Source organism: Streptomyces collinus (assembly GCF_031348265.1).
Classification (GTDB): domain Bacteria; phylum Actinomycetota; class Actinomycetes; order Streptomycetales; family Streptomycetaceae; genus Streptomyces; species Streptomyces collinus.
Window position 1 is genome coordinate 8,599,654 of sequence record NZ_CP133771.1, and the last position, 24,159, is coordinate 8,623,812.

Annotated in this window: 21 protein-coding genes; 9 read left to right on the forward strand and 12 right to left on the reverse strand. The window is 70.3% G+C overall.

Going from position 1 to position 24,159, the window contains the following annotated elements; genetic code table 11:
- Positions 1–185: 185 nt before the first annotated feature.
- Complete coding sequence (locus RFN52_RS38825; RefSeq protein ID WP_184853592.1) at positions 186–1,136, forward strand: AraC-like ligand-binding domain-containing protein; 951 nt, start codon at positions 186–188, stop codon at positions 1,134–1,136.
- Positions 1,137–1,138: 2 nt separating this feature from the next.
- Here RFN52_RS38825 and RFN52_RS38830 read toward each other — a convergent pair whose 3' ends face one another.
- The 6 genes from RFN52_RS38830 to eno form a co-directional block, all read right to left on the reverse strand.
- Positions 1,139–2,005, reverse strand: coding sequence for a 3-hydroxybutyryl-CoA dehydrogenase (locus RFN52_RS38830; protein ID WP_184853593.1), 867 nt, complete (start codon positions 2,003–2,005; stop codon positions 1,139–1,141).
- 222 nt (positions 2,006–2,227) lie between these two features.
- The gene (locus RFN52_RS38835) at positions 2,228–3,133 is read right to left on the reverse strand and encodes a LysR substrate-binding domain-containing protein (protein WP_184853594.1); all 906 of its coding nucleotides are present in this window, start codon (positions 3,131–3,133) and stop codon (positions 2,228–2,230) included.
- An 87-nt stretch (positions 3,134–3,220) separates the two neighbouring features.
- On the reverse strand, positions 3,221–4,330 hold the full coding sequence (locus RFN52_RS38840) for an alcohol dehydrogenase catalytic domain-containing protein (protein WP_184853595.1): 1,110 nt from the start codon (positions 4,328–4,330) through the stop codon (positions 3,221–3,223).
- Positions 4,331–4,371: 41 nt separating this feature from the next.
- Entirely contained in the window at positions 4,372–4,923 is a 552-nt protein-coding gene (locus RFN52_RS38845; protein WP_184853596.1) for a carboxymuconolactone decarboxylase family protein, read from the reverse strand.
- Positions 4,924–4,956: 33 nt separating this feature from the next.
- On the reverse strand, positions 4,957–5,961 hold the full coding sequence (locus RFN52_RS38850) for a VOC family protein (RefSeq protein ID WP_184853597.1): 1,005 nt from the start codon (positions 5,959–5,961) through the stop codon (positions 4,957–4,959).
- A gap of 59 nt (positions 5,962–6,020) precedes the next feature.
- The gene (gene eno / locus RFN52_RS38855) at positions 6,021–7,331 is read right to left on the reverse strand and encodes a phosphopyruvate hydratase (RefSeq protein WP_184853598.1); all 1,311 of its coding nucleotides are present in this window, start codon (positions 7,329–7,331) and stop codon (positions 6,021–6,023) included.
- Between the two features lie 406 nt (positions 7,332–7,737).
- Here eno and RFN52_RS38860 point away from each other — a divergent pair, with 406 nt between their 5' ends.
- Positions 7,738–8,304, forward strand: a complete 567-nt coding sequence (locus RFN52_RS38860; RefSeq protein ID WP_311241168.1) for an NADPH-dependent FMN reductase — start codon at positions 7,738–7,740, stop codon at positions 8,302–8,304.
- A 550-nt stretch (positions 8,305–8,854) separates the two neighbouring features.
- Here the strand turns inward: RFN52_RS38860 and RFN52_RS38870 are convergent.
- Together RFN52_RS38870 and RFN52_RS38875 are read right to left on the reverse strand one after the other, a co-directional pair.
- Entirely contained in the window at positions 8,855–9,721 is an 867-nt protein-coding gene (locus RFN52_RS38870) for a DUF3626 domain-containing protein (protein WP_311241261.1), read from the reverse strand.
- Between the two features lie 178 nt (positions 9,722–9,899).
- Complete coding sequence (locus tag RFN52_RS38875; protein ID WP_184853601.1) at positions 9,900–10,931, reverse strand: LacI family DNA-binding transcriptional regulator; 1,032 nt, start codon at positions 10,929–10,931, stop codon at positions 9,900–9,902.
- 186 nt (positions 10,932–11,117) lie between these two features.
- Here RFN52_RS38875 and RFN52_RS38880 point away from each other — a divergent pair, with 186 nt between their 5' ends.
- On the forward strand, positions 11,118–11,897 hold the full coding sequence (locus RFN52_RS38880) for a fumarylacetoacetate hydrolase family protein (RefSeq protein WP_184853602.1): 780 nt from the start codon (positions 11,118–11,120) through the stop codon (positions 11,895–11,897).
- Positions 11,898–11,987: 90 nt separating this feature from the next.
- Here RFN52_RS38880 and RFN52_RS38885 read toward each other — a convergent pair whose 3' ends face one another.
- Positions 11,988–13,256 carry an MFS transporter gene (locus RFN52_RS38885; protein WP_184853603.1) on the reverse strand — a complete coding sequence of 423 codons (1,269 nt, stop codon included), beginning with the start codon at positions 13,254–13,256 and terminating at the stop codon, positions 11,988–11,990.
- A gap of 807 nt (positions 13,257–14,063) precedes the next feature.
- Between RFN52_RS38885 and RFN52_RS38890 the strand changes: the two genes are divergently transcribed.
- From RFN52_RS38890 to RFN52_RS38900, 3 genes are read left to right on the forward strand one after another with little or no spacing between them, the layout of a single operon-like run.
- The gene (locus RFN52_RS38890) at positions 14,064–15,068 is read left to right on the forward strand and encodes a C-terminal binding protein (RefSeq protein WP_184853604.1); all 1,005 of its coding nucleotides are present in this window, start codon (positions 14,064–14,066) and stop codon (positions 15,066–15,068) included.
- Positions 15,065–16,129 carry a phosphotransferase family protein gene (locus tag RFN52_RS38895; RefSeq protein WP_311241169.1) on the forward strand — a complete coding sequence of 355 codons (1,065 nt, stop codon included), beginning with the start codon at positions 15,065–15,067 and terminating at the stop codon, positions 16,127–16,129. Before RFN52_RS38890 ends, RFN52_RS38895 begins: the two co-directional genes overlap by 4 nt.
- Positions 16,130–16,175: 46 nt before the next feature.
- Complete coding sequence (locus RFN52_RS38900) at positions 16,176–16,706, forward strand: cupin domain-containing protein (RefSeq protein ID WP_184853605.1); 531 nt, start codon at positions 16,176–16,178, stop codon at positions 16,704–16,706.
- A 110-nt stretch (positions 16,707–16,816) separates the two neighbouring features.
- Here the strand turns inward: RFN52_RS38900 and RFN52_RS38905 are convergent, their stop codons facing one another.
- From RFN52_RS38905 to RFN52_RS38915, 3 genes are all read right to left on the reverse strand, one after another.
- On the reverse strand, positions 16,817–18,034 hold the full coding sequence (locus tag RFN52_RS38905) for a GNAT family N-acetyltransferase (protein ID WP_184853606.1): 1,218 nt from the start codon (positions 18,032–18,034) through the stop codon (positions 16,817–16,819).
- A 211-nt stretch (positions 18,035–18,245) separates the two neighbouring features.
- Positions 18,246–19,157 (reverse strand): phosphotransferase family protein, encoded by a 912-nt coding sequence (locus RFN52_RS38910; protein ID WP_184853607.1) that lies wholly within the window; start codon positions 19,155–19,157, stop codon positions 18,246–18,248.
- 59 nt (positions 19,158–19,216) lie between these two features.
- Complete coding sequence (locus tag RFN52_RS38915) at positions 19,217–20,062, reverse strand: NmrA family NAD(P)-binding protein (RefSeq protein ID WP_184853608.1); 846 nt, start codon at positions 20,060–20,062, stop codon at positions 19,217–19,219.
- A gap of 65 nt (positions 20,063–20,127) precedes the next feature.
- On the opposite strand from RFN52_RS38915, the gene RFN52_RS38920 reads away from it, so the two are divergent.
- From RFN52_RS38920 to RFN52_RS38930, 3 genes are all read left to right on the forward strand, one after another.
- Positions 20,128–20,463 (forward strand): winged helix-turn-helix transcriptional regulator, encoded by a 336-nt coding sequence (locus tag RFN52_RS38920; RefSeq protein WP_184853609.1) that lies wholly within the window; start codon positions 20,128–20,130, stop codon positions 20,461–20,463.
- 334 nt (positions 20,464–20,797) lie between these two features.
- On the forward strand, positions 20,798–21,655 hold the full coding sequence (locus RFN52_RS38925) for a MerR family transcriptional regulator (protein ID WP_184853610.1): 858 nt from the start codon (positions 20,798–20,800) through the stop codon (positions 21,653–21,655).
- A 259-nt stretch (positions 21,656–21,914) separates the two neighbouring features.
- Positions 21,915–24,098, forward strand: coding sequence for a galactose-binding domain-containing protein (locus RFN52_RS38930; protein WP_374050232.1), 2,184 nt, complete (start codon positions 21,915–21,917; stop codon positions 24,096–24,098).
- Positions 24,099–24,159 lie beyond the last annotated feature (61 nt).

Here is a 24,159-nt window from a genome sequence, read left to right on the forward strand (position 1 = left end):
CACTGGTCGCATCATGTGGGGGGTGACGCAGGACCTGCTTGTGTCCGGGAGCACCGGTCATTTGTGTGGCTGAGAACACTTCCCGCGAGCCGGTTGCGGAATGCCCGCCGAGACTTACCATTCCTCACCAGGAGTGCCGTCCGAGCCCGTTCCGCGGGTTCCGGCACCGCCGGGAGGAGAACCGCATGCCCCGGATCACGACGCCGAGCGAAGGCACGGCCATCGAGCGACTGGACTGCTGGCGGGACGCCGTGAGCCGGAACCTCGTGCCCCTGGAGGTCCGGCCGCGCGAGAGCGCCGACTTCAGGGCGTCCCTGCACGCCGTGCGGGTCGGTCAGGTCCAGATGTCGGTCATCTCGGCCGAGCCGCACAGCATCGCGCGCACCCGCCGCCACATCGCCTCCGACGCACCCGACTACCTCCAGCTGACGGTGCAGCTCACCGGGCAGGGCGTGCTGACCCAGCGGGACCGCCAGGCCGAAGTGGGGCCGGGGGAACTGGTCGTGTACGACACGCGCCGTCCCTTCACCTACGACCTCCACCAGTCCCACACCGGTCTCGTGCTGATGTTCCCGCGGGCCATGCTGCCGTTGGCGGAGCGTGACCTGCTGCGTGTGACGGCGACTCCGGTGCCCTGCAACGACGGGCTCGGGCAGGTGGTCCTGCCGTTCCTGCACGGGCTGGCGCGGCAGATGGAACACCTGGAGTCCCGGGGCACGCCCCGGCTCGCCGACAACGTGATCGACCTGATCGGCACCCTGCTCGCGGAGCACGCGGACGGGGACCGCCGGGCCGGGGAGGCCGGCCCGGACCTGCTCACCGAGCGCGTCCTCGGCTACATGGAGCAGCGGCTCGCGGACCCCGGGCTGAGCCCCGAGGGCATCGCGGCAGTCCACCGCATCTCCCGCCGCTACCTGTACAAGTTGCTGGCGGCGCAGGGACACACGGTCTCGGGCTGGATCCGGGAACAGCGCCTCGCCCGGTGCCGACGTGACCTCACCGATCCGGCCCTGGACCATCTTCCGGTCGGTGCCGTAGGCGGGCGCTGGGGTTTCGCGGACCCGGCCCACTTCAGCCACGCCTTCAAGGCGGCGTACGGCATGAGCCCCCGGGAGGCGCGCGCGGCGCGTCGATGACGTCAGGCGGGCTGGTAGTCGAAGAACCCCTGTCCCGACTTGCGGCCCAGCAGGCCCGATTCGACCATGCGGCGCAGCAGCGGGGGAGGGGCGTACAGCGGCTCCCGGTACTCCTCGTAGAGCGCTTCGCCTATCGCCGCCACGGTGTCCAGCCCGATGAGGTCGGCGAGGCGCAGCGGCCCCATGGGGTGCGCGCACCCGGCCGTCATGCCCGTGTCGATGTCCTCCGCCGTCGCCGTGCCGGAGGCGACCATGCGCACCGCGGCCAACAGGTAAGGGATCAGCAGGGAGTTCACCACGAAGCCCGCGCGGTCCTGCGCGACGATGGTTCTCTTGCCCAGGACGTCTTCAGCGAAGGCCCGCACGCGCAGCTCGGTGCTCTTCGAGGTGTGCAGTGAGGGGACGATCTCCACCAGTGGCAAGACGGGGACCGGGTTGAAGAAGTGCAGGCCGATCACCGTCTCCGGACGGCCGGCGGCGGCCGCGAGCCGGGCGATGGGGATCGACGAGGTGTTGCTGGCCAGTACGGCCGCCGGGTCCGTGACGATGTCGCCCAGCTGTCGGAACAGTGCCGTCTTGGCCTGCTCGTCCTCGACGGCCGCCTCGATGACCAGGTCCGCCCCGCCCAGGCGGGAGAGGTCCCCGGTGACCGAGATCCCGGCCAGGGCATGGGCGCGGTCCTCGGAGGTGACGGCGCCGCGCTTCTCCGCCTTCAGCAGGGAGTCCGCCACGCCGGCCAGTCCGGCCCGGGCCCTGTCCTCGGTCACGTCGCACAACGTGACGTGCAGCCCGGCGCGGGCACACACCTCGGTGATGCCTCTGCCCATCTGGCCCGCGCCCACGACGCCCACGTGTTTGATCTCTGTCATGTGTTCCTCCGCCTGTCCCTCGGTCGGGCGGCGGCCGCCGGTCGCCGCCACGGTGTGTGCCGCCGCATCGAGCGTAGGCCCGACACATCCCCTCTGACCTGCGTGAACAGTGCGCAATCCGCGTACAAACGTGCGTCGGTCGAGAGGGCTCGGACAGCAGGCTGTCGAGGCATGCCGAAAGGGCGTCCGGCCCGTGCCGGACGCCTGAAGGGGGTCGACGCCTCAGGCTGTCGCCGTTGCGGCGGCGGCCTCCCGCAGCCGGCGGATCACGGCGCGCACCGCGGGCGAGGCCTCCCCTGTGCGGTAGGCGCCGACCAGCCGGGTGGTCGGCGCCACGTCGGCCAGCGGACGGAAGGCCACTCCGGGGATCTGGACGCGGCGCAGCGAATCGGGCACGAGGGCCACCCCGAGACCGCCGCCCACCATGGTCAGAGCCGCGATGAAGTCCCGCACCGGGGGAGCGCACCGGGGACTGAACCCGCCTTGCTCCGCCACTTCGAGGATCTGGTCGCGGCAGCCGTACTCCTCGTCGAAGTGCGGGGCCACGAAGCACTCGTCGCGCAGTTGTGCCGCCGGAACGGCGTCGTACGCCGCGAGTGGCGCCCCGGCAGGCAGCGCCAGGACGACCTGCTCGGTGAGCAGACAGGTCGCCGTGACCTCGGGTGGGTACTCCGGCCTGAAGCGCAGGAAGCCGACGTCGATGTCTCCGCCGGCCAGCGCCTCCAGTTGGGCAGGCGTCTCCAACTCCCGTACCTGCACCGTCAGTTCGGTACCAGGGGCCGCGCAGCGGGTGAGGACGTCGGTCAGCACCCCGGAGAACGCCGCGGAGGCGACGTACGCGATCTGCGCGTGTCCCAGCTCCCCGCGACCGGCGCGCCGGCCCACCGCCTCGGCCCGGGCGGCCTGGGCGAGGGTCAGCCGCGCCTCTTCGAGGAACAGCCGTCCGGCACTGGTCAGGGCCGGGCGGGTCCGCCGCCCGCGGTCGACGAGCCGCACACCCAGGTGCGACTCCAGCGCCCTGATCTGGGCGCTGAGCGCCGACGGGGCGAGATGCAGACGGTCCGAGGCCCGGGCGAAGTGCAGTTCCTCCGCGACGACGACGAACGACTCCAGCCAGCGCAGTTCCACCGGTACCTCCGTCGTGCTGGGATCACCCCGCGGCGGCGTCAGGGCAGAACAGGACCGCCGCGGGGCGAGTATGGGGCAGCTACGGGTTCAGGGGATCACGACGTAGTTGCTGAATCCACCGTCGAGATCCGTCACCCGTCCTGAGATGGCTTCGTTGACCTCGGACAGCGGGAAGGGCTTGGTGATCAGGTACGACAGGTCCAGGGCTCCGGTCGCCACCATGTCGGCGACCTCCTGGCCCTGCGCGGTGCTGAACCAGTTGGAGCCGATCAGCTGGACCTGCTCGTCCATGAGCCACTTCACGTCCACGGGCAGCCGGTCGGCCACCCCGCCGACGTTGACGACCCTGCCGCCCCGGCGGACGCCCTGCATGGAGTCGAGCATCGTCTCCACCGGAGCCTTGGCGCCGAGCGCACTGATCACGAAGTCCGCCCCCTCGCCGCCGGTGCGGGACTTGGCCCACTCCCCGGTGGAGCCCTCGCCCAGCCGCATGACCTCGATCCGGTCCGGAGCCAACTCCTTGACCCGCTTCAGGAGTTCCTCGTTGCGGCCGGTGCCGAGAACCCTGGAGACGCCGGAGGCCAGCGCGAGGAGAGTGGAGGCCACACCGAGTGTGCCCGTGATTCCGTCGATCAGCGCGACCTGGCCGGGGGCGGCCGCGGCGTTCTTGAGGGCGCCGTAGGAGGTTCCGATGTAGCCGAGCTTGCCGGCCTGCTCGAACGTCATGTTGTCGGGGATGTTGACGATCGCGTGCTGCGGCGCGGTCATGTACTCGGCGAAACCGCCGTAGGGGTAGAGGTCGAAAATCCGCTGGCCGTCGCGGGAGGTGCTGAAGTAGCCGTTCAGGGTGAAGTAGCGGCATCGGCTGAGTTCGCCGCCGCGGCACACCTGACAGCTGCCGCAGGACCGCAGCGGGCTCACATAGACCCGGTCGCCGGGCTTGGTGTTGAGCACCGCATCGCCGACCGCCTCGACCACACCCGCCGGGTCGAGACCGAAGATCGCGGGGAGCTGGGGCAGCGGCTGATGCGGGTACCACGTAGGCCAGTTGTTGATCACATTGGCCATGTTCGGCACGATTCCGCATGCCTTGACCCGCACCAGCACGTCGGTCGGCCTCGGGGTGGGCACGTCGACCGTGTCCACCGACATCGGCGCACCGAGTTCGTGCAGTCGCGCGGCGAGCATTTTCGCCATTGAAATACTCCTGAAGTGATGAGCCGTACGGTGCCGAAAACCTAAGAATTGGCGAACGGGTCCGGATAATTGTCTTCGAGGTCGATGCCCAACAGTCCCATGATGCGGACGCCGGAGTTGTACCAGGCGATGGACAACGACAGTTCGACCATCTGCCGGCTCGTCAGATGCGCGGCCGCGGCCTGCCAGGTCTCCTCCGCGACGTCGACCCGGAGGGTGGACTCCCTGGCGAGCCGCATGACCGCCTTCTCCATGTCGTCGAACAGACCGGAATGCTCGAAGTCGGCCACCGCCGCAAGCTGTTCCTCGGTGAGCCCGGCCTTGAGGCCGTGCGACTGATGATGGGCGACCTCGTACGCCGACCGGGTGGCGTGCCCCACGGTCAGGATCGCCAGTTCGCGCAGCTTGGGGCTGAGATCAGCGGCCCGCAGCGAGTTGGCGTAGGTCAGGAAGGCGTCCAGCTGGGTGGGCGCGTGGGTGAGGGCGAGGAAGATGTTCGCCGTCGGGACCTTGCGTTCGGTCTCCAGCCGGTCGTACAGCGGCTTCAGCGACTCGTCCGCGTCCTCGCGGCGCAGATAGGGAACTCGTGCCATGGCGTCTCCTTGGGGGGCGGTGCGGGCGGAAGGTCAGGGAAGGGGCTGTTCCAGCAGGAACCGCTCCAGCGACATCGGATTCGGCTGCTCGGCCGGCGGAATCCGCGGCGCGCCGACGAACGGCGACGCCTCGAAGTACCACTTCTCCAGGGCCGGGAGCCCCCAGCGCACGTTGGTGCTCAGCGATGCCGCGTCCCAGCGCACCGGCTCGACCTCGGTGTCGATCGTCTGGTAGTGGCTGTTGAAGACCTCGACCCGGTGGCCGTCGGGGTCGCGGAGGTACGCGAACAGCATCCCGCCGGGGCCGTGCCGCCCGGGGCCTCGCTCGACCCCTTCGCCGTAGCCGAGGATGCCCGCCCAGTCGCACGCGGTGAAGATGTCGCGGCTCTCCGAGACGGTGTAGGCGAAGTGGTGCAGCGCCGGCCCGGTGTTCTCGACGATCGCCAGGTCGAGGCAGGTGCCCTTGCGGTACATGAACGCGCTCAGCAGCTTGTCGCCGTGCTCCAGGTACTCCGAGTTGCGAAAGCCCAGCTCACTGTAGAAGGCGCACAGCTCATAGGCGTCGGGCGCGAAGGTCTGGTAGTGGTCCAGCCGCTGCGCGTGGGCGCCCTTGTACTGCTGGAAGTCGATGTGCAGCCGCGGCCGGGTCTCCATGTGCGCGCACAGTTCGAGCGGCGTACCGACGGGGTCACTGACGTGCAGGGTGCGGCCCTGGTACGGGACGTCCACCCACTCGGCGGGCAGGCCACGATCGCGGAACCAGGCGTACGCGATATCGAGGTCCTCGTCGAAGAACACCCGGAAGCCGATCCTCTTGCACGCGCCCGCGCCCTCTTCGTCGAGCTCCAGGACGAGGCTGTGGTGGCAGGCCTCGGCCAGGCCGCGCAGGTAGCAGGTGCGCTCGTCCTCGTCGCTGACGACCAGCCCCAGGGCGTTCACGTAGAAGTTCCGGCTCTCGGCCAGATCGGCGACGGTGAGCCGGACGTGGCTCGCGCGGGTGATATTGAAACTCGGGCGCAGATTGACGGGTGGCAGCATGGGGTCTCCGTGCTCCGATCGGCTCTGTATTTCGATGACTGTAATACTTCGAACTGTTTTTACGGCTCGGTCGTGGAAGACCCGGAATCGGAGAATGTGAACGCGGACCATCCGCTGAATTCCGCGGATTCGCCGAGGGACTCCTCGATGCGCAGAACCTCGTTCCACTTGGCCATGCGCTCGGAGCGGGTGAACGAGCCCACCTTGAGCTGTCCCGCGTCCCAGCCGACGCTGAGATGGGCGATGGTGACGTCCTCGGTCTCACCGGACCGGGCCGAGACGATGGTGCCGAAGCCGGCGTCCTTCCCGGCCCGCAGTGCCTGGTACGCCTCCGTGACCGTGCCGGCCTGGTTCGGCTTCACGAGGACGGCGTTGGCGGCCCCGCCGGTGGCCGCGGCCTCCACCCGCTTGGCATTGGTGACCAGGTAGTCGTCTCCGATCACCTGGCAGTGGTGGCCGTGGCGCCGGGTGAACTCCACCATGCCGTCGGTGTCGTCCTCGCCCACCGGATCTTCGACGGAGAGGATCGGATACTGCTCGATCCAGCCGCCCAGCATGTCGATCAGCGCCGTGGTGTCCAGCGTGCGGTCGTCCAGCGCCAGCGTGTACCGGCCGCCGCTGCCGAATTGCGAGGCCGCGATGTCCAGCGAGATGCCGACCTGCGTCGAGGGGTCGAAGCCGGCCTTCTCGATCGCCCGGGTGAGCGTTTCGAGGGCCTCCTCGTTGGAGTCGAAGGCGGGCCAGAAGCCGCCCTCGTCGGCCACACCCTGGGCCTTGCCGGCCTGGCGCATCAGACTGCCGGCCGCCCGGTAGATCTCCGCGGTCCAGTCGAGAGCCTCGGAGAAGCTGCCCGCCGCAGGACACATGACCATGAAGTCCTGTACGTCGACGCGACGGTCCGCATGGGCACCGCCGCCGAAGATCTGGATCTCCGGCAGCGGGATCCGGACCGGCCGTTCGCCCGCCAGGTGCTGCCACAGCGGTACCCCCTGCGACGCCGCGGCGGCGTGCAGGACCGCCATGGACGTGGCGACGATCGCGTTGCCGCCGAGGCGGCTGCGGTCGGGAGTTCCGTCGAGGTCGACCAGGATCCGGTCGACGGCCTCCTGGTCGCTCGCGTCGCGGCCCAGGAGTGCGGGAGCGATCTCGTGGTTCACCGAACCGACCGCCCGCTGGACGTCCAGCCCGCCGAAGCGGCTGCCGCCGTCACGCAGGTCGAGCGCCTCGCCCTGGCCCGTCGACGCGCCGGCCGGCGCGATGGCCCGGCCGATCGCGCCGTCCGCCAGGTGCGCTTCGACCTCCACGGTGGGGCGCCCGCGGGAGTCCCACACCCGGCGGCCATAGAGCTCGGCGATCCGCGCGTCTGTCATGGCGGTGCAACCTTTCGGAGTTCGGACGATCGGGGCGCCGGGCGGCACCTGTGCCGGTCCTCCAGAAGGAGGAGGGGCGCCCCCGCAGCCGGAGGCATGTTCATCCGCTGCGGCTCATAGCGTGCTATCGATAGCGCAATCGTGCGAACCGACGGTGGTTCTGTCAAGAGGTGAGTCGCGCCGCAATGCGCACTTGCCTTGCCGATCTGCGTCGCTCTTGGTCCTGCCGGAAGTCAATGCTATCGTTCGCACAACCCGTCATGAGACTGGGACGCTGCGGAAGAGACTCCGGCGAGCCCGCGCTGTCCTGGACGGACGGACAGCACAGGCAGCGCGGGTTCGCCGGGCCAGGCCGCGGCCGACAGGAAAGCGAGTCCTCATGACCCCTGAGCCCTCTGCGGCCCCCATGACCCTCACCACAGTCGTGGCCAGCACGCGTCCAGGGCGCGTGGGCAGGTCCGTCGCCGACTGGTTCACGGCCAGGGCCGCGCAGTGCCAGCAGTTCGAGTCGCACGTGGTCGACCTGCGCGAACTCGCCCTCCCGTTCTTCGACGAGCCGCATCCGCCCGCTCTTCAGCAGTACACACACAGCCACACCCGCGCCTGGAGTCGCATCGTCGACGCCTCGGACGCGTTCGTGTTCGTCACCCCGGAGTACAACGGAGGCTTCCCGGCTCCGCTGAAGAACGCGTGGGACTACCTCGTCGTGGAGTGGCAGCACAAGCCGGCCGCGTTCGTCAGCTACGGAGGCGTCTCGGCGGGCACCCGCGCCGTGCAGATGGCCAAGCAGGTGGTGGCCAACCTGAGGATGCTGCCGATCGGGCCGACCGTGAGCATCCCGTTCGTCAGTGAACGGGTCGAGGACGGTGCCTTCCTGGCCGGCAAGATCCATGAGGCCGCCGCCGAGCACATGCTGGACGAACTGGTGCGCACTGCGACGGTGATGCGTCGGCTGCGCAGGGAAACGTACTGAAGGCGCCACTGCGCGCAGGCGCCCGGGGCGGCTGTTTCGCTCCGGGCGCCTGCGCTGTGGGGACGGGGCTGTGCGGGACGCGGCCGGGAGGTGGTCGGGCTGGGGCGGACCGCCGGGAGGTGCGCGGGACTGCCGGGAGGCCGGGGGCCGTCGGGATGCGGTCGGATCGCTGAGGCAGTGGCGGATCACCGGGGCGAGGGCGGACCGCCGAGCCGCAGTCCAACCGTCACGAGGTGCCGGCGGATCGTGCGAAGGCGAGGAAGTGTTCGGCCCTGCGCTCGTAGCGGCGGTGCGAACGGCGGCATCCGGATGACCAGGGCACGGCCACGGTCCGTTCCACGGTCCGACGGCGACGGCCCAGGCGCGGGGAGGGCTCGATGCCCGTGCGGGTGAGGCGGGGTGCGATGTTCCGCGATCGGAGCCGTGGCCGCGGGTGGTCGCAGTCGTAGCCCATGTGTCCATGCAACTCGGCATGCCGGCGTCGACGTGGTCCACGGCGAGACCGGACGACTGTCGCGGGCATTGGCAGCGGCTGCGCCGAGCGCGATCATCAGCTCGCGGACTGCCACCGCCCGGCGGCCTCGTGGGGACCGGCGGTCCCACAGCCCGGAACGTCCTCCGTCGGTGCCGGACTCACCGAACCGTCAACGGCCTTCCCCGGCGCCCCGAAACGCGCGAGGCAGTGCCACACCTTCTTGAGCGCCTGCGGATCATGGTGGCCGGCACGCGCCGCGACTCCGACGATGCGCGGATCGAGTACGCCGTCGACGGCGATCTGCGCGCCCAGGTCGACGTACTCCTGACCGCGGTAGCCGGGATGACGGAGGAGTTCTTCGGCCTTGAGCCGGAAGCCGGCGTGCCACTCCACGGCGCAGCCCAGGCGCATGGCCGCAACCTCGACAGCGGTACCTCGATAGCAGGGGTCCAGGACCAGCGCCTCCGCGTGGCGGTTCGGTCGCACAGGACCGTGAACCTGCGCCTCGATGTAGTCGTCGAGGTCGTCCTGGCGATCGGCGAGGGCAAGCTCGATGAGCCCCAGGCGGGCCGCGACACCGAAATCCGAGGGTTCGAGGAAACTGTCCGGGTAGCAGAACGTGGTCCGCGCCAGCGTCCCGGCTGTCAGCCGGAAGTGGGCGGAGCCGAACCGCGGTGCACCGCCCACAGGCTTGCGGCGGAAGTTCAACGCCCCGTAGACGGGCCGCTCATGAACGGGCGCTTCGTCGTAGGCCCCGCCGAAGATCCGGCTCTCCCAGTGCCACCGGTCGCCGCCGGGATATGCGGTCAGCCCGCCGTTGCCGGTCCCCGTGACGAACTGTGAGCGGTAGACACCGTCCTCGGTCATGGCATCCAGGACCGTCTTGCCGTGCAGCAGCCGGTCCGGGTGGAAGTTCAGGGTCACCCGCAGCGTCGGGTCCATGGGAGGGCCCGCCGCCAGTTCCGTGACATGGCCAAGGGCCCGTTCCTGTGATGTCCGGAAGACTGGCGAGCTCATCCGCACAGTGTTCCTCAAGCTGATCAACCGCTGCACGCGCATTGTCCACCGACAGTCCGGCCGTGCGGGAGACGGAGCTTCGAACACCGGTCGAGACGACCTCTCAGGCGGACCCGGACGGGGTCCCCCCGTCAGGCGATGCCGTACTGCCGCGCAGGATCAACGAACCGGGGGAAACCGCCGTGTACGGGCCGTCGTTGCCCGGCTCGGTCTTGAGCCGTCGGATCATCCACAGCGCGCAGCCGGTGGCCATCTCCTGGATGGGCAGGCCGATCGTGGTGAGTCCGGGGCCCCACCAGGAGAACCCGGGCTCGTCACCGAACCCGACCACGGACAGGTCCTGGGGCACCTTCACGCCCTGCCGGGACAGCTCCTCCAGGACGCCGAGGGTGAGCTGGATCGACCCGAGCACCAGGGCGGTGGGCGCATCCGGGCCCGACAGCAGCCGGCGTACCGTCGCGCGGCCGTGGTCGACCGACGACGGCGGTCCCAGCTCCGCGCGCCCGGCGTCGTCCGGCAGGCCGCCTTCGCGCAGGGCGCTGCGGAACCCGCGCAGACGCTCGGCGCCGGTGGGCAGTTCCTCGGGACCGCCGAGGTAGGCGATGCGCGTGTGCCCCTGCGCCACCAGGTGAGCGGTGGCCCGGCGCAGCGCCTCCTGGTCGTCCACGCCGAACCACTGCGAGCCCAGCGACGGGTGCCGGCGCAGCAACTGCACGTGCGGGAGGGCACGCAGAAGCTTGACGGACTCGCTGTGCGGGCGAGCGCTGGGCACGATGATGACGGCGGCCACTCGGTTCGCGGACAGTTCCCGCAGGTGGCGCAGCTCCGCCGTCCGGTCGTCGTCGGTCTCCGACAGCATCAGCTGGAAGCCCTCGGACTCCATGTTCTTGGACAGCTCGTGCGCGATGGTCGAGTAGAAGCTGTTGCGGATGTCGGGAATCACCAGCGCGACGACGTTGCTGGACGCTCCGCGCATCATCCGGGCCGCGCGGTTGCCCACGTACCCCATGTCGGAAGCGGCCTGCCGGACGCGGAACTTCGTCTCCTCGCTGATGCGCGGATCGTCGGCCAGCGCCCGTCCCACCGTCGACACGGAGACTCCGAGGCGCTCGGCGATGTCCCTGGTCGTGATCACGTAAGGAGTCCCCTCGACTGACTGGTCCCGTGTCGTCACTTTGCGTGTGCCAACGATAGCATCGATGTTGCGCTCCGTGGCCGCCGAGAGCTGAGGTCCCGAACCGTGCTGCCGTCTCCGTGCTAACGTTAGCATTACTGGATGGGCCGTGCAGCCGCCCGCGGCTGCCTAGTTGCGGAGGTGTCCGTGCGCATCGTCAGATATGCCGTCGGCGGCGAACGTCATTACGGAGAACTGGAATCCGGAGGCGCCGGGATCGCCAGATTCGAAGGCGATCCCTATACCGGGTTGTCTCCCACGGGGCACACCGACCGGGTCGGTGATGTCGTCGTCCTCCCGCCGGTCGACGGGCCCAGGATTTTCGGATTCGCCTACAACTACGCCTCACATGTCGACGAGACCGACCGTGAGATTCCCGAGGTGCCCGTCTGCTTCATGAAGCCGAGTACGGCGGTGGTGGGGCCGGGCGACGCGATCGTGTATCCGTCCGACGGCGAACTGATTCATTTCGAAGGCGAGTTGGTCGTCGTCATCGGAAAGGAGGCCCGTCATGTCAAGCCCTCCGAAGCGCCTGACCACATCCTCGGCTACACGTGCGGCAATGACGTCAGCGATCGCATCGTCCAGCGCAAGGAGAGTGCATTCGGAACGCTTCTCATCGGGAAGGGGCAGGACACCTTCGCTCCCCTCGGGCCCGTCATCGCGACGGGGCTCGACCCTTCGGGACTGGCCCTGACCACTCGTGTGAACGGCGCCGTCGTGCAGTCCGCGAGCACGGCCGACCTGCTGCTCCCGGTTCCGGAGATCGTCAGCTACCTCAGCCGCTATCTGACGCTGCTCCCCGGCGACGTGATCATGACCGGCACGCCTTCCGGTGTCGGACCGATACGCCCCGGGGACGAGGTCGAAGTGGAGATCGAGGGCATCGGCGTCCTGCGCAATCCGGTCGTGGCCGAGAGCCGTTGACCGGTGGGACGCCCGCCGGCGTCCGCAACGACGGGGCCTGCCCACCGCTCGGCGGTGGGCAGGCCCTTGGCGTGTCGGCGGAGCGTGCGGTCAGCGGACCGCGTTGTTGAACTGCGCGGGCCGGACGAACGCCAGGGCGACGACGCCCAGCAACGGCAGGACGGTGACCTGGAGCATCCCCGCCCGGCTCCAGCCGAAGGAGTCCACGAGGGCGGCGAAGAGCAGGCCCGAGAACGCCGCCGGCCCGTAGTAGCCGGTGACGAAGAGGCCGGAGGCGCGCCCGATCTGCGTCGGCCGGACCGCCCGCTGGATCGCACTGTTGGTGTTGGGGTAGATGAAGCCCAGTCCGAAGGCGCCCATGAGAAAGGCGAACACGCACTGCACGCCCACCGTGGCCTGCGTCTCGTAGATGCACACGCTGATGGCCGAGACGGCGAGCAGGCTGATGATCAGCAGGTTGCGCTGGTTCACCCGGTCGCCGAGCCAGCCGCCGAGTATGGCCGTCATGCCACCGAAGCCGAGGAGGCTCATGGCCAGTGCCGCCTGCTCGGGGGAGTAGTGCAGCGAGCTGATCAGGTACGTCGGGTACAGGCCGAGGAATCCGTAGATGGCCACACCGCTGACGACGGCGTGGACGGTCAGGGCGATGGTGTTGCGGTTGTAGGCGGAGGCCGGCATGTACTCGTACGTCCTGGTCGTGACGACCTTCTCGACGGAGGTCTCGGTCAGCCCGCTCTTCACGAGGAACAGGGAGACGGCCGCGATCAGCAGCCCCGCCGAGCCGAACAGGTAGAAGGGCGAGTGCCAGGTGCCGTGCATGCTCATGAGCTCGACGCCGATCAGCGGCGCGATGAACACGCCGACGGAGTAGCCCATGCCGATCACGCCGAAGGCGAGACCGCGCCGGTGGGCGAAGAAGGCGCCCATCGCCGCGAAGATCGCCGCGGACTGCATGCCCTCACCGAAGCCCGAGACGACCCGGTACAGAGTCATGTCGGCGAAGCCGGTCGCCAGCGGCGTGGCCATGGTGCCCAGGGAGTAGATCACGATGCTGGCGAGCAGCACGGTCTTGCGGCGGAAGCGATCCAGGAGGTAGCCCGCGGGCAGACCGGCCAGCGCCATGCCCAGGGTGAAGTTCGTGGCCAGCAGCCCGCCCTGCTCCAGGGAGAAGCCGTACTCCTCACGAATGTTGGGGAGCAGCGGAGGAAAGACCTGGCGGTCCATCGCATTGACCATGTAAGAGAGGACGATCAGCAGGAAGCCCAGCCCGATCATGGTCTTGGACAGGGGAGGGCTGCTGCTCTCCTTCGTGTCGTCGGCGGGCACGGCACTGGTGTCGACTTGCGCTGCGTGAGTCATTACGGCTCCTGAGGAGGAACGGGCCACGGCAGGCCGCGGCGGACGCATCGCCGGTACGGGAGATGCCCACGGCGGCCGGATGCGGTGAGGCGAGAAGGGGCGAGCGGAAAACGGCACGGTCGAGCCGGCATGCGGCGAGAAAGCGCCGAACCGGCGATTTGAGGGGGCGAATGGGCAGCCGCGCGGTCGGATGCCGCGTGCGGAATTCAGCCGTATGTCGCCCGTCGGGGACGTCCGTGGCTATGGCGTCTTCGACAGCCGGATCTCGTGCGTCCCACGCTCTGGTCACACGGTCGGCGTTGCCAGAACGATGAAGGGAAGTTCGGGGCGCGTCAAGATGTGAACGCCGGATTTCTTCAGTAGCCCTCGTTTTCCTCTGGTAACCGGATCTTTCGATGCCGGACACACCTTTCCGGGGGCGCCGGCGTCCGGGTTCCTGTCTCGCGCTCGGCACACGGACATGTCTCGCGCCTGACCCGGGTTCATGCCTCGCTCTTGACGCAAGGAAGCGAGCCAGTGCTATCGTTAGCACCACGTGGCTATGACAGAGTGATACGACGTGCCCCGGCATCTCGTGACCCGTACCCGTGACGTGGCGCGCCGCCCCGACCGACCACAAGTCGGCGAGCGCCGGCAGCCCACCCGAGCCCTGCGAACCTCTCCACCCCACCCACGGCGACCGAAGGCCCGATCGGGCGTGACTTCGGCCGCCGTGCCGGATGACGATCAAACCTGCTGACCGGACGCGACCGGGCGGGACGCCCGGCCGTCCGCTGCGGCCGCACGATTCTGCGAGGACGACCTGCCATGAAACCACCGAGCCGCCCCGGCACCGTGCTGCTCACCGACTACGCCTGGCCCGACGACTCGGTCGAGCGGTCGGTCATCGAGAAGGCGGGCCACACCCTGGTGACCGGCCCCGCCGAGCCCTCCTCCGCCGGGGCGATCGAGAAGCTGGTCGCCCAGCACCGCCCTGCCGGCATCCTGACCTGCTGGGCGCCGGTCTCCGGCACCGCGATCGGGACCTCACCGGATCTCCGTGTCGTGGCCCGCCTCGGAGTGGGCCTGGACAACATCGCCGTGGACGCGGCCACCGAGCGGGGCGTGTGGGTCACCAACGTGCCGGACTACTGCGTCGAGGAGGTCTCCGATCACGCCGTCGGCATGGTCCTGGCCTGGACACGCGGTCTGGCCGTCTTCGACCGCGAGGTCCGGGCGGGCCGCTGGGACCCGGCGAGTGCCCGGCTGCGCCGGCAGTCGACACTGACCTGCGGCATCGTCGGCTTCGGGCGGATCGGACGCGCCACGGCACGCAGGCTCGGCGCGTTCGGCTGCCGGATCCTGGCCCACGACCCGCACCCGCCGCAGGACGTGCCCGGAGTGGAGATGACCGGCCTGGAGGAACTGCTGCGCCGAAGCGACGTGGTGATCCTGCACGTGCCGCTCACGCCCGCCACTCACCACATCATCGGAAGCGAACAGCTGGCGCTGATGCGGCCGGGCGGTCTGCTGGTCAACGTCAGCCGGGGCGGCCTCGTCGACACCGACGCGGTGATCAAGGCGCTCGACAGCGGGCACCTGGACGGCGCGGCCTTCGATGTCCTGGAGACCGAGCCCGACGTCCCCGCCGGCCTGTCGGCACAGCCCGGGGCGCTCCTCACCCCGCACGTCGCCTTCTCCTCGGACGCGTCGGTCATCGAGCTGCGCCGCCGCGCCGCCGAGGAAGTCGTACGGATCCTCGCGGGCGAGACACCGGCCCACGCCTGCAACACCCCTCGTGACCTGCCCGCCGGGTCGGGTGACCCGCGATGAACGCGAGCCCCGCGCAGATGAGTGCGGCCCCCGGGCCCGGCACCGGGCTGACGGACTTCCTGATCACCCAGTGCCTCGCCGAACCGGGCGAAACCGCTCGCTGGACGCCGCTGGCCGGCGGCGTCTCGTCCGACCTGTGGCGGGTGGACCTGCCCGGACGCTCCCTCTGCGTCAAACGCGCCCTGGCCAAACTGAAGGTGTCGGCGGACTGGCAGGCACCGGTGTCGCGCAACGCCTACGAATGGGCCTGGATGCGGTTCGCGTCCCGGCACCGCCCGGACAGCGTCCCGGGCCTGCTGGCCCACGACCCCGGAGCCGGCCTGTTCGCGATGGAGTACCTGCCGCCCGAGCGGTACCCGGTCTGGAAGGCTCAGCTGCTGGCGGGCGAGGTGCGGGTGACGACCGCGGCGGCCGTCGGGGCACTCCTCGGCGCCCTGCACGCGGCGAGCGCGGGCGACGCCGCCCTCGCGGAGGAGTTCGCCACCGACGACAACTTCCACGCGCTGCGCATCGAGCCGTACCTGCTCGCCACCGCGGCCGCACACCCCTCCCTCGCCGACACCCTCCGAAGCCTCGCCGACCGCACGGCCGCCACCCACACTGCCCTGGTGCACGGTGACGTCAGCCCCAAGAACATCCTCTTCGGCCCGTCGGGTCCCGTGCTGCTGGACGCCGAGTGCGCCTGGTACGGGGACCCGGCCTTCGACGTCGCCTTCTGCGTCAACCATCTCCTGCTCAAGAGCCTGGTGGTGCCCGGACGTCGCGGCGAACTCCTGTGCTCCGCCCGGGCATTGGCCGAGGCGTACGCCCGCTGTGTCGACTGGGAGCCGCGATCCGCCGTCGAGAAGCGGGCCGCGACGCTGCTCCCGGCGCTGTTGCTGGCGCGGGTGGACGGCAAGTCCCCGGTGGAGTACCTCACGGACGACCGGCACCGGCAGTTCGTACGCACAGCGGCGACGGCCCTGTTGCGGACACCGGCCGCCACGATGGCGGACGTCGTGGACGCCTGGGAGACCGCCCTGCCGGCCCCGGCCGAACCCGTCGGCACCCCGTTCGACTGACCCGACCGATGTGCCGGGTCCGACCGACCCGGCCGAGGAGAGACACATGCGCAGAGTCGTCACCGGCCATGACGGGAGCGGCAGGTCGATCGTCGTCAGCGACGGCCCTGTCCCGCGGAGCCGGGAGTTCGCCAGCCTGCCGGGCTGGGTGTCCCGGCTGCCGTGGGCCACCGAGCCGGGCGAAAAGGCCACCCGGGCAGGGGAGGACCCCACCCCGGACATCACCAGTCTGCTGCCCGCGCCCGGCGGCACGCGGTTCATCGTCTTGACCTTCCCGCCGGAATCCGCGTTTGCCGACCCGGCGTTCGACCCCGCCGCCTTCGACCGGGAGCAGCGGGCCGACTCGCCCGGCATCGCCGAACTCATCGAACCCGACGGCATGCACGCCACCCCGACCGTGGACTACGGCATCGTGCTGCAGGGCGAGCTCGTCCTCGAACTCGACGACGGCCACTGCACATCGCTCTCGGCAGGCGACGTCGTGATCCAGAACGGCACCCGCCACGCTTGGCGCAACCGCAGTGACCGGCCCGCCACGATGGCGTTCGTCCTGATCGGCGCGGAACAAGGCGACTGACCGCGCCGGGCCGGATTTCTGGAAGGGGGGCGAGCTCCGCCACTGCTTCCGCCGGCCGATGGACCGACCGAGCAGCCGACGGGCGAGACGTGTTGGGGGGCTGGGGGCGGTCAGAACCAGTGCAGGCAGTGCGGGGAGCGCTCGGCGTGGAAGAGTGCGTCGGCGAGGGCGGCTGCGCCCGGGTGATGGACCCGGATGTGTCCGGCCCGGGCGAGCGTGCTCGGGGCGGTGCCGCCGAGGTAGATGGAGCCCAAGTCGCGGATGTCCGCAGACAGGTCCGGTTCCCGGTCCGTCGGGACGCAGTCGGCCTTGCCGTCCCGGACGGTCAGCAAGTAGCGGTGGTGTTCGCCGAGGAACGGGTCGTCGACGTCGAGGACCAGCTCGCCGTCCGCGAACCAGCCACGCGCGGTCAGCGCACGCGGGACGTCCAGGAGCCGCACCCAGAGCCAGTCCATGTCGCCGCTGACCTCGCCGGCCCGGAAGTCCGCCAACTGCCAGCGCAGCGGGTGACCGGACGGGACGTGCTTGAACACCACCTGAGACACAAGGTCGTGTTCGAGTACGAACCGGGCCAGGGCCGTGAAGACGGCGTCCTCGGTGGCGATCGTCTCGTCGACCGTCAGGGTGCCGGACTCGATGGAGTAGCTGGCGTACCCGTCCGGGACGCCGTCGGTGTCCCGGTGGACGGCGACGTAGCGCTGTGCCGGTGATATCGGCGGCTGTCCCGCGCGCAAGGCCCACCAGCGGTGCGGTCGGGACAGCGCCCCGGGCTGGGCGCGGCGGTAGCGGTCGTAGACCTCCTCCAGGATCTCGCCGCACCCGTCCCTGCGCAGTACCTCGACCGAGCCGGTCGCTGCTCCTTCGGTCACTCCGCCCGCCCGGGGAGCCGCGAGGGCGGCCCTGTGGCGCGGTACCTTCAGCTGCGCCGTATAGGCCGCCGGCCCGTATCCGAACCTGCCGTAGATCAGGGCCTCGGAGGCCAGCAGCACGGAGAGCATCTCCCCGCGGTCCCGCAGCTCGGTGAGCTGGTGCCGCATCATCGCGCTGAGCACACCCTGACGCCGGTGCGAGGGCAGGACGCCGACGGCGGTCACCCCGGGGGCCGGGACGAGGGTCTCACCGGGCAGGGTGAGTTCGAAGGAATGCGTGGCGGCGGTCCCGACGGGCCGCCCGTCCGCCGCGACGGCGAGGAGGCAGCGGTCCATTTCGAGCGCCGACCACCAGAGCCCGCCGCCCTCGACCGGGGTCTCCGGGAAGAGCCCGAACGCGGCATGGAGTGTGTCGACGAAGACGTCGAGATCCTCGTCGGTCGTGGGACGGATTTCCATCGCTGCCGCTGCCTCCCCGGGATACCGGCACCACGGCTTGTGGTGTCTGGCCACAGTGCAACGTCAACTCGCGACCAGGGCAAGTGGATTACGGCCGGGCCGGGTGTCTGGCCACAGTGCAACGCCAACTCGCGACCAGGGCAAGTGGATTACGGCCGGGCCGAGGGAGCGCCGGAAGCCGCGGTCCTGTGTGTCTCCGGGCTCTTCGCACTCAGCCCAGCGTCTCCAGCAGGGCGGTGACGTAGGCATCCAGCCGTTCCTCCACGGCTCGCGTCGTCAGTTCCACCCTTCCTGCCTCCCGCCACGGCTGTGCCACCGACCGCACTTCTTCCGAGCACGCCAGCGCGTCCCGGACCTGCCAGTACAGCCGCTCGCTCGCGGCCTCTGCCAGCAACCCGCCGGCCTCCTCGTACGCCTCGGCGAATCGCAGGCCCCACGCGGGACCGTGCAGCAGCGCGAGATTGGTCGCGCAGTGCGCCACATCGAGATCCGCCGGACCCCAGGAGGCCGCCGCCCAGTCGACGACACCGACGATCCGGGCCTCTTTCGACCCTGAGGGCGGCACGTCGAACAGCACGTTGCCGGGGTGGAAGTCCCGGTGCAGGAATCGCCCACGACGGGGCGGCGCGGGCCTACGGATCACGTCGATCGCCGCGGCCCATACCGCCGCGTCGGCTCCCCTGGGAACCACGACGGTCTCGGCGGTCGTCAACGCCACGTACCCCCGGGGCTGTTCGGCGGGCCGTACCGCGTGGATCGCCACGAGCTGACGGGCCAGCAGAGGGATTCGTGTCTCCAGCCCCTCAGCGTCGAGGACCACCCGGCCCGCCAGATGGGTCATGAGGAGCGATGGGTACTCGCCATGCGCGCCGGTCGGATCAACCGCGACCAGGCCGGGGGCCGGCACCCCGGTCCCCGACAGCAGGCCCAGGGCACCGGCCTCCCGCTCCAGCCAGTCCTCGGCCTGCACCTCGCAGAACCGGTCGGTGAAGCTCCGCAGCACCAGGTCACGGGTGACGCCGTCCGCCGTGCCGGCGGTCAGCTTCAGCACTTCGGCGGTGATGCCTCCGTGCAGCACCTCCGCCCCGACGACCCTCTCGCCGGCGGCCAGGTTCCGGTTCACCCATGCCAGTGTCAACGGCCGGACGACCGCCGCCTCATGACGGCCGGTAGGGAATGCGGTCACAGGCCCATGTCGGTCAGCCACTGTCCGGTCGTCCGGGGGGTGATGCCGAGCAGCTTCTGGGCGGAGTTCTCGGGCGTGATCGAGCGGTCCGGAAGCGCGCTCATGGCGGCGTAGGCTCCGGCCACGTCCGCAGCCGGGCCCTCGCCGATCAGGGGTGCGACGGAGCTGCGGAACTGCTCGGGGGTGATCTGCTCGAAGACCACGTCCTTGCCGAAGTGGGCGCCGAACGCCTCGGCCAGGTCCGGGCCGGTGATCGCCGGGTACTGGCCGACGGAGACCACGCCGGTGATGTCCGGGCGGTCGAACAGAGCGACGACGGCATCGGCGATGTCCAGGTGCGACGCCCAGGAGACCGGGAAGCCGGCACGGATCGGGTAGGGCAGCGCGCCTCGCTCGCGGACCGTGTCGAGAACGTAGGGCATGAGCAGGTTCTCCAGGAAGAGCGTGGGAGTGATCACCGCATGGGGCACTCCGGTCTCCGCCAGGCCGCCGGCCAGGGCTGCGGCCGCGCCGCCGGTTTCGGGGTCGATCGGGGCGCCGCCGGCGGAGAACACCACTCGGGCCGGGCGGGCCGCGCGGACGGCGGCGACGATGTTGCGCGCGTAGTCCCGGCGGTCCTCTTCGGAGACCACCGGCAGGTGCACGAACACCCCGTCAGCGCCGCGGTACGCCTCGGTCAGTTCCGCGGTGGAGCCGTAGTCGGCGGCTACGACGCGCTGCGCGCCGGCCACGACGACGTCGGCGTTCCGGGTCAGAGCGGTCACGGACTGGCCCGCGGCGGCGAGAGCGGCGACGACGGGGGCACCCTGGGCGCCGGTGGCGCCGTGAATCACGTAAGTCATGACGCCATTAGTGCATGCGATGCACCGGTTACATCAACTGCACTAATGGACTACGGTCAAAAATTGTGACTGCTCCCTGTCTCCCCGAATGCGGCGTCGCCCGGTTCCTCACGCTGCTCAACGGCCCGTGGGCCACCCTGATCGTGCGCGAACTGCTGCACGGGCCTCACCGCTTCAATCAGCTGCGTGAGGCCCTGCCCGGCATCAGCCCGCACACCCTGACCAGCCGGCTGCGCCAGTTCGAGCGGCACGGCATCGTCACCCGCACGACGTATGCGGAGGTCCCGCCGCGCGTCGAGTACGCGCTGACCCCTCTCGGCGAGGGGCTGCGCGATGTCCTGGAAGCCATGGGCACCTGGGCCATGGCGGTGCCGGACCCAGAGGCCGACGTCACCGCCTGACGTGTGCCCCCCGGGGCGCGGACGCGGTCACGCCGAGGACGCGAGCCGCTGCCGCAGTGGCCGACCGCGGCCGGCCGCGGAAACTGCCCGACGGCCCGTTCACGACTCGTCTGTGACCATGGACGCTGCCGCCCTGTCGGCACTCGTCGATTGAATTCCCCACCCGTGCTCTGTTCCCGAGTCTGCTCATCCGGGACGTCTTCTCTGCCCGTGCAGCGGTCCGTACGACCTTGATGGTTGCGGGAGCGACCGGCACGCTCGCGGCAGCGGGGTTTGCACGTGCCGTAACGGCATGTGGTCCAGTGGGCGGCACGACACTGAGAGGTTCCCTCGCATGCCCCTTCCTCCGATTCCCCGCCGGGTCAAGATCGGCGATGCCGCCGCGTTCGCACGGACCACACCCCGCGCCATCCGTCACTACCACGCCATCGGGCTGCTCGCCGAGCCGGAACGCGGCAGTGATGACCGCCGCCGCTACGGATACGACGACATGATCCGCCTGCTGTGGATCCGCGAGATGGCTGATGCGGGTATCTCCCTGGACGACATCCGGGCCGGCTTTGAGGGCACCACCGGCATCGAGCAGTCCCTGGCCCGGCTGGAGGAAACCCTCGCCTCCAAGGCGGCCGCCATCGAAGCCCAGCGGACCGCCGTGCACCGCCTCCGCGAGGCGGGCAGCCCCCTGGGCCTGCTCTCACCGCTGGTCAGCGGTCGCCTGCGCGATCTGCCGCCCGGGGCCCTGCGCTCGGCCGATCTCGATACCCTCCTGGTCACGGAGCGTGTCTTCGGCCCGGTGGGCGCCGCCGTGCAGGCCGACCGGTTCATCGTCCTGGCCACCCACCCCGAGCTGCGGGCCGAGGAGGACCGCCTGGCCGAGGCCGAGTCGGCCCTGGACGACACCGTGTCCCCTGACGACCCCCGCATCGAAGACCTGGCCGTCCAGCGGTGTGCTCATGAGATCGCCTTGGTGGCCACCATCGACAGATCCGGCCTGGGCGAGGCCCTCGACGACCTCCTGGACCGGCACGACGAGCACGACGGCGAGGAAGAGGCCGAGGCGACGATGGGCACACTGGAGGCCATCGGCAAGATGCCGTACGACTTCTCCCCGGCCCGTGTCCGGTACGAGGAACGCGTCATCGAACTGCTCCACCCGGCCGATCAGGACAGTGACATCCCACAGACCTGCTGACCGGCGTCGGCGCCCAGGGCCGGCCCGGCAAGAGCAGCCCGGAGTGGTGCAGCGCGAACGTAACCACGGTTCACCGGGGTCGAGAGCCTCGGTCGCTGCCAGGGGGCATACGGACCGGGCGGGCCGTTGCGGCAGGGAGGCGGGCGGACGCTCCAGGGGGCCGGGGCGGGCTCGCGGGTAACGTTTTCCATTCTCCGCCATCGCCCAGCTGGCCGCCTGGCAGAAGGACAGCGGGGCACTGTACTCCCCGGTCCCGACGATCATCTGGACCGCCGAACTGCCCGTCCAGATGCTCGCCTCGGTCTGGTCCTTCTGGACCTACTACCTCTACACCGGCGACACCGACGCCGTCACCGTCGCCTACCCGGCGGTGAAGAGGTACCTGAATCTGTGGACCCTGGACGGCGACGGCCTGGTCGATCACCGCGCCGGGGACTGGGACTGGGAGGACTTGGGCTCCGACATCGACGCCCGTGTCGTGGACAACTGCTGGTACTACCTGGCCCTGGACACCGCAGCCAAACTGGCCGACCTCAGCGGCAACTCCGCGGACGTGGCCGCGTGGAAGGCCCGGCGCGACAGCATCGGAGCCAACTTCGACCGCGTTCTGTGGAACGGATCGCGGAACGAATACCGCTCACCCGGCTACACCAAGGACACCGACGACCGCGCCAACGCGCTCGCCGTCGTCGCCGGCCTCGCCCCCGCCTCCCGTCACCGGGCAGTCACCGAGGTGCTGCGCACCCACCTCAACGCCAGCCCCTACATGGAGTTCTACGTCCTTGAAGCGCTGTATCTCATGGGTGCGGCCGGCGTCGCCGAGGAACGCATGCGCAACCGCTTCGCCGCCCAGGTCGCCGACCCCGCCTGCCACACGCTCTGGGAGCTGTGGACCAAGGCCGACGGCACCGACAACCACGCCTGGAACGGCGGCCCGCTGTACGCGCTGTCCGCGTACACGGCCGGCGTCCGCCCCACCGAGCCGGGCTGGACGCGGTACGAGGTCGTCCCGCAGACGGGCACCCTCACGAGGATCAACACGGTGACGCCCACGGACAAGGGAGACATCCGCTTCGGCATCGTGCGCGACGGCACCCGGGCGACCCTCACCCTGACCTCGCCGAACGGGACGACCGCCCGCGTGGGCGTGCCCGTCTACGGCGGCTCCCAGCCGGTCATCAGGGCGAACGGCACCACGGTCTTCACCGGGGGCTCCTCCACCGGCGGCGTCAGCGGTCTGAGCCCCGCGGGCAAGGACGCCTCGTACGTCTACTTCACCGTCCAGCCGGGGACCTGGACGTTCACCGCGACGGGCACGGGCCGTCTCGACGACCTGGCCCTGGGCCGTCCGGTCACCGGCAACAACAGCCTGGAGAACGGTGACTGGGGGAGAGACCGCCTCACCGACGGCCGGCTCCGCGGCGTCACGGGGGCGAAGGGATACACCAGCAACGAGTTCGCCTCCGCCGACGTCAGCGCCGACCCCGTGTGGGTGGAGATCGACCTCGGGGCCGACACGGACCTCGACGCCGTACGCCTCTTCCCCCGCACCGACACCCCGGCGGCGGGTGGCGGAACCCCGGGCTTCCCGGCCGACTTCACGATCCGGACCCGCCCCGACGGCTCGGGCACGTACACCACCGTCCGCACCGTCACCGGCCAGCCGAACCCCGACGGACTCGTGCAGACGTACGGATTCAGGACGGTCACCGCCCGCCACGTGCGCCTGGAGGTGACCAGGCTCGGCACGCCCGCGTCCGACGAGACGACCAAGTACCGCCTCCAGCTCGCCGAACTCACCGTCCCCACCGCCGCGACGACCGTCACCAGCAACTACACGCTGGAGAACGGCGACTGGGGCAAGACCCGGGTGCTCGACGGCACCACCACGAGCGTGGCCGGCTCCAAGGGCTTCACGAGCATCGACTTCTCCTCGGCCGACGTCGGTGACACGCCGGTGTGGATCGAGGTCGACCTCGGCGCCGACCGGCCGATCGGCGCGGTCACCCTCCACCCGCGCGGCGACACGCCTGCGGCGGGCGGCGGAAGCGCCGACTTCCCGGTCGACTTCACCCTGCAGACCCGCGGTGACGGCTCGGCCTCCTACAGCACCGTGCGCACGGTCACCGGCCAGAACAACCCCGACGGAGCCGCACAGACCTACACGCTCACCGCCGCGAACGGACGCTACCTGCGCGTGCGCGCCAGCTCGGCAGTCCGGCCGCCGACGAACCGACCCGCTACCGCCTCCAGCTCGCCGAGATCCGGATCAAGTAGGACGGCGGGCGCGGCCAGGACGCACCGACTCCGCGGAACGGACCGCGCGGCAGGTCCGACGGAACTGGCGCTCCCCCTCGGTCGCGGCGAACAGGCGCCCCAGGCCGGGCGGGAGATCGCGACGACGCTGACGGTCCGGGGCAGCACGGCGCCGCCGCGAGGCTGACGGCGCACGGCGTCGCGCCGACTCTCCAAGCCGTCGCAGGAGACTGCCGTCTCTGGTGCGT

Excerpts from the sequence above, each read along its gene's own strand:
- RFN52_RS38885 (WP_184853603.1), bottom strand. The coding sequence starts at position 13,256 with ATGACTCACGCAGCGCAAGTCGACACCAGTGCCGTGCCCGCCGACGAC.
- RFN52_RS38860 (WP_311241168.1), top strand. The coding sequence starts at position 7,738 with ATGACCCTCACCACAGTCGTGGCCAGCACGCGTCCAGGGCGCGTGGGC.
- RFN52_RS38845 (WP_184853596.1), bottom strand. The coding sequence starts at position 4,923 with ATGGCACGAGTTCCCTATCTGCGCCGCGAGGACGCGGACGAGTCGCTG.
- RFN52_RS38830 (WP_184853593.1), bottom strand. The coding sequence starts at position 2,005 with ATGACAGAGATCAAACACGTGGGCGTCGTGGGCGCGGGCCAGATGGGC.
- RFN52_RS38895 (WP_311241169.1), top strand. The coding sequence starts at position 15,065 with ATGAACGCGAGCCCCGCGCAGATGAGTGCGGCCCCCGGGCCCGGCACC.
- RFN52_RS38825 (WP_184853592.1), top strand. The coding sequence starts at position 186 with ATGCCCCGGATCACGACGCCGAGCGAAGGCACGGCCATCGAGCGACTG.
- RFN52_RS38915 (WP_184853608.1), bottom strand. The coding sequence starts at position 20,062 with ATGACTTACGTGATTCACGGCGCCACCGGCGCCCAGGGTGCCCCCGTC.
- RFN52_RS38925 (WP_184853610.1), top strand. The coding sequence starts at position 20,798 with ATGCCCCTTCCTCCGATTCCCCGCCGGGTCAAGATCGGCGATGCCGCC.
- RFN52_RS38870 (WP_311241261.1), bottom strand. The coding sequence starts at position 9,721 with ATGGACCCGACGCTGCGGGTGACCCTGAACTTCCACCCGGACCGGCTG.
- RFN52_RS38850 (WP_184853597.1), bottom strand. The coding sequence starts at position 5,961 with ATGCTGCCACCCGTCAATCTGCGCCCGAGTTTCAATATCACCCGCGCG.
- RFN52_RS38900 (WP_184853605.1), top strand. The coding sequence starts at position 16,176 with ATGCGCAGAGTCGTCACCGGCCATGACGGGAGCGGCAGGTCGATCGTC.
- RFN52_RS38840 (WP_184853595.1), bottom strand. The coding sequence starts at position 4,330 with ATGGCGAAAATGCTCGCCGCGCGACTGCACGAACTCGGTGCGCCGATG.
- eno (WP_184853598.1), bottom strand. The coding sequence starts at position 7,331 with ATGACAGACGCGCGGATCGCCGAGCTCTATGGCCGCCGGGTGTGGGAC.
- RFN52_RS38890 (WP_184853604.1), top strand. The coding sequence starts at position 14,064 with ATGAAACCACCGAGCCGCCCCGGCACCGTGCTGCTCACCGACTACGCC.
- RFN52_RS38905 (WP_184853606.1), bottom strand. The coding sequence starts at position 18,034 with ATGGAAATCCGTCCCACGACCGACGAGGATCTCGACGTCTTCGTCGAC.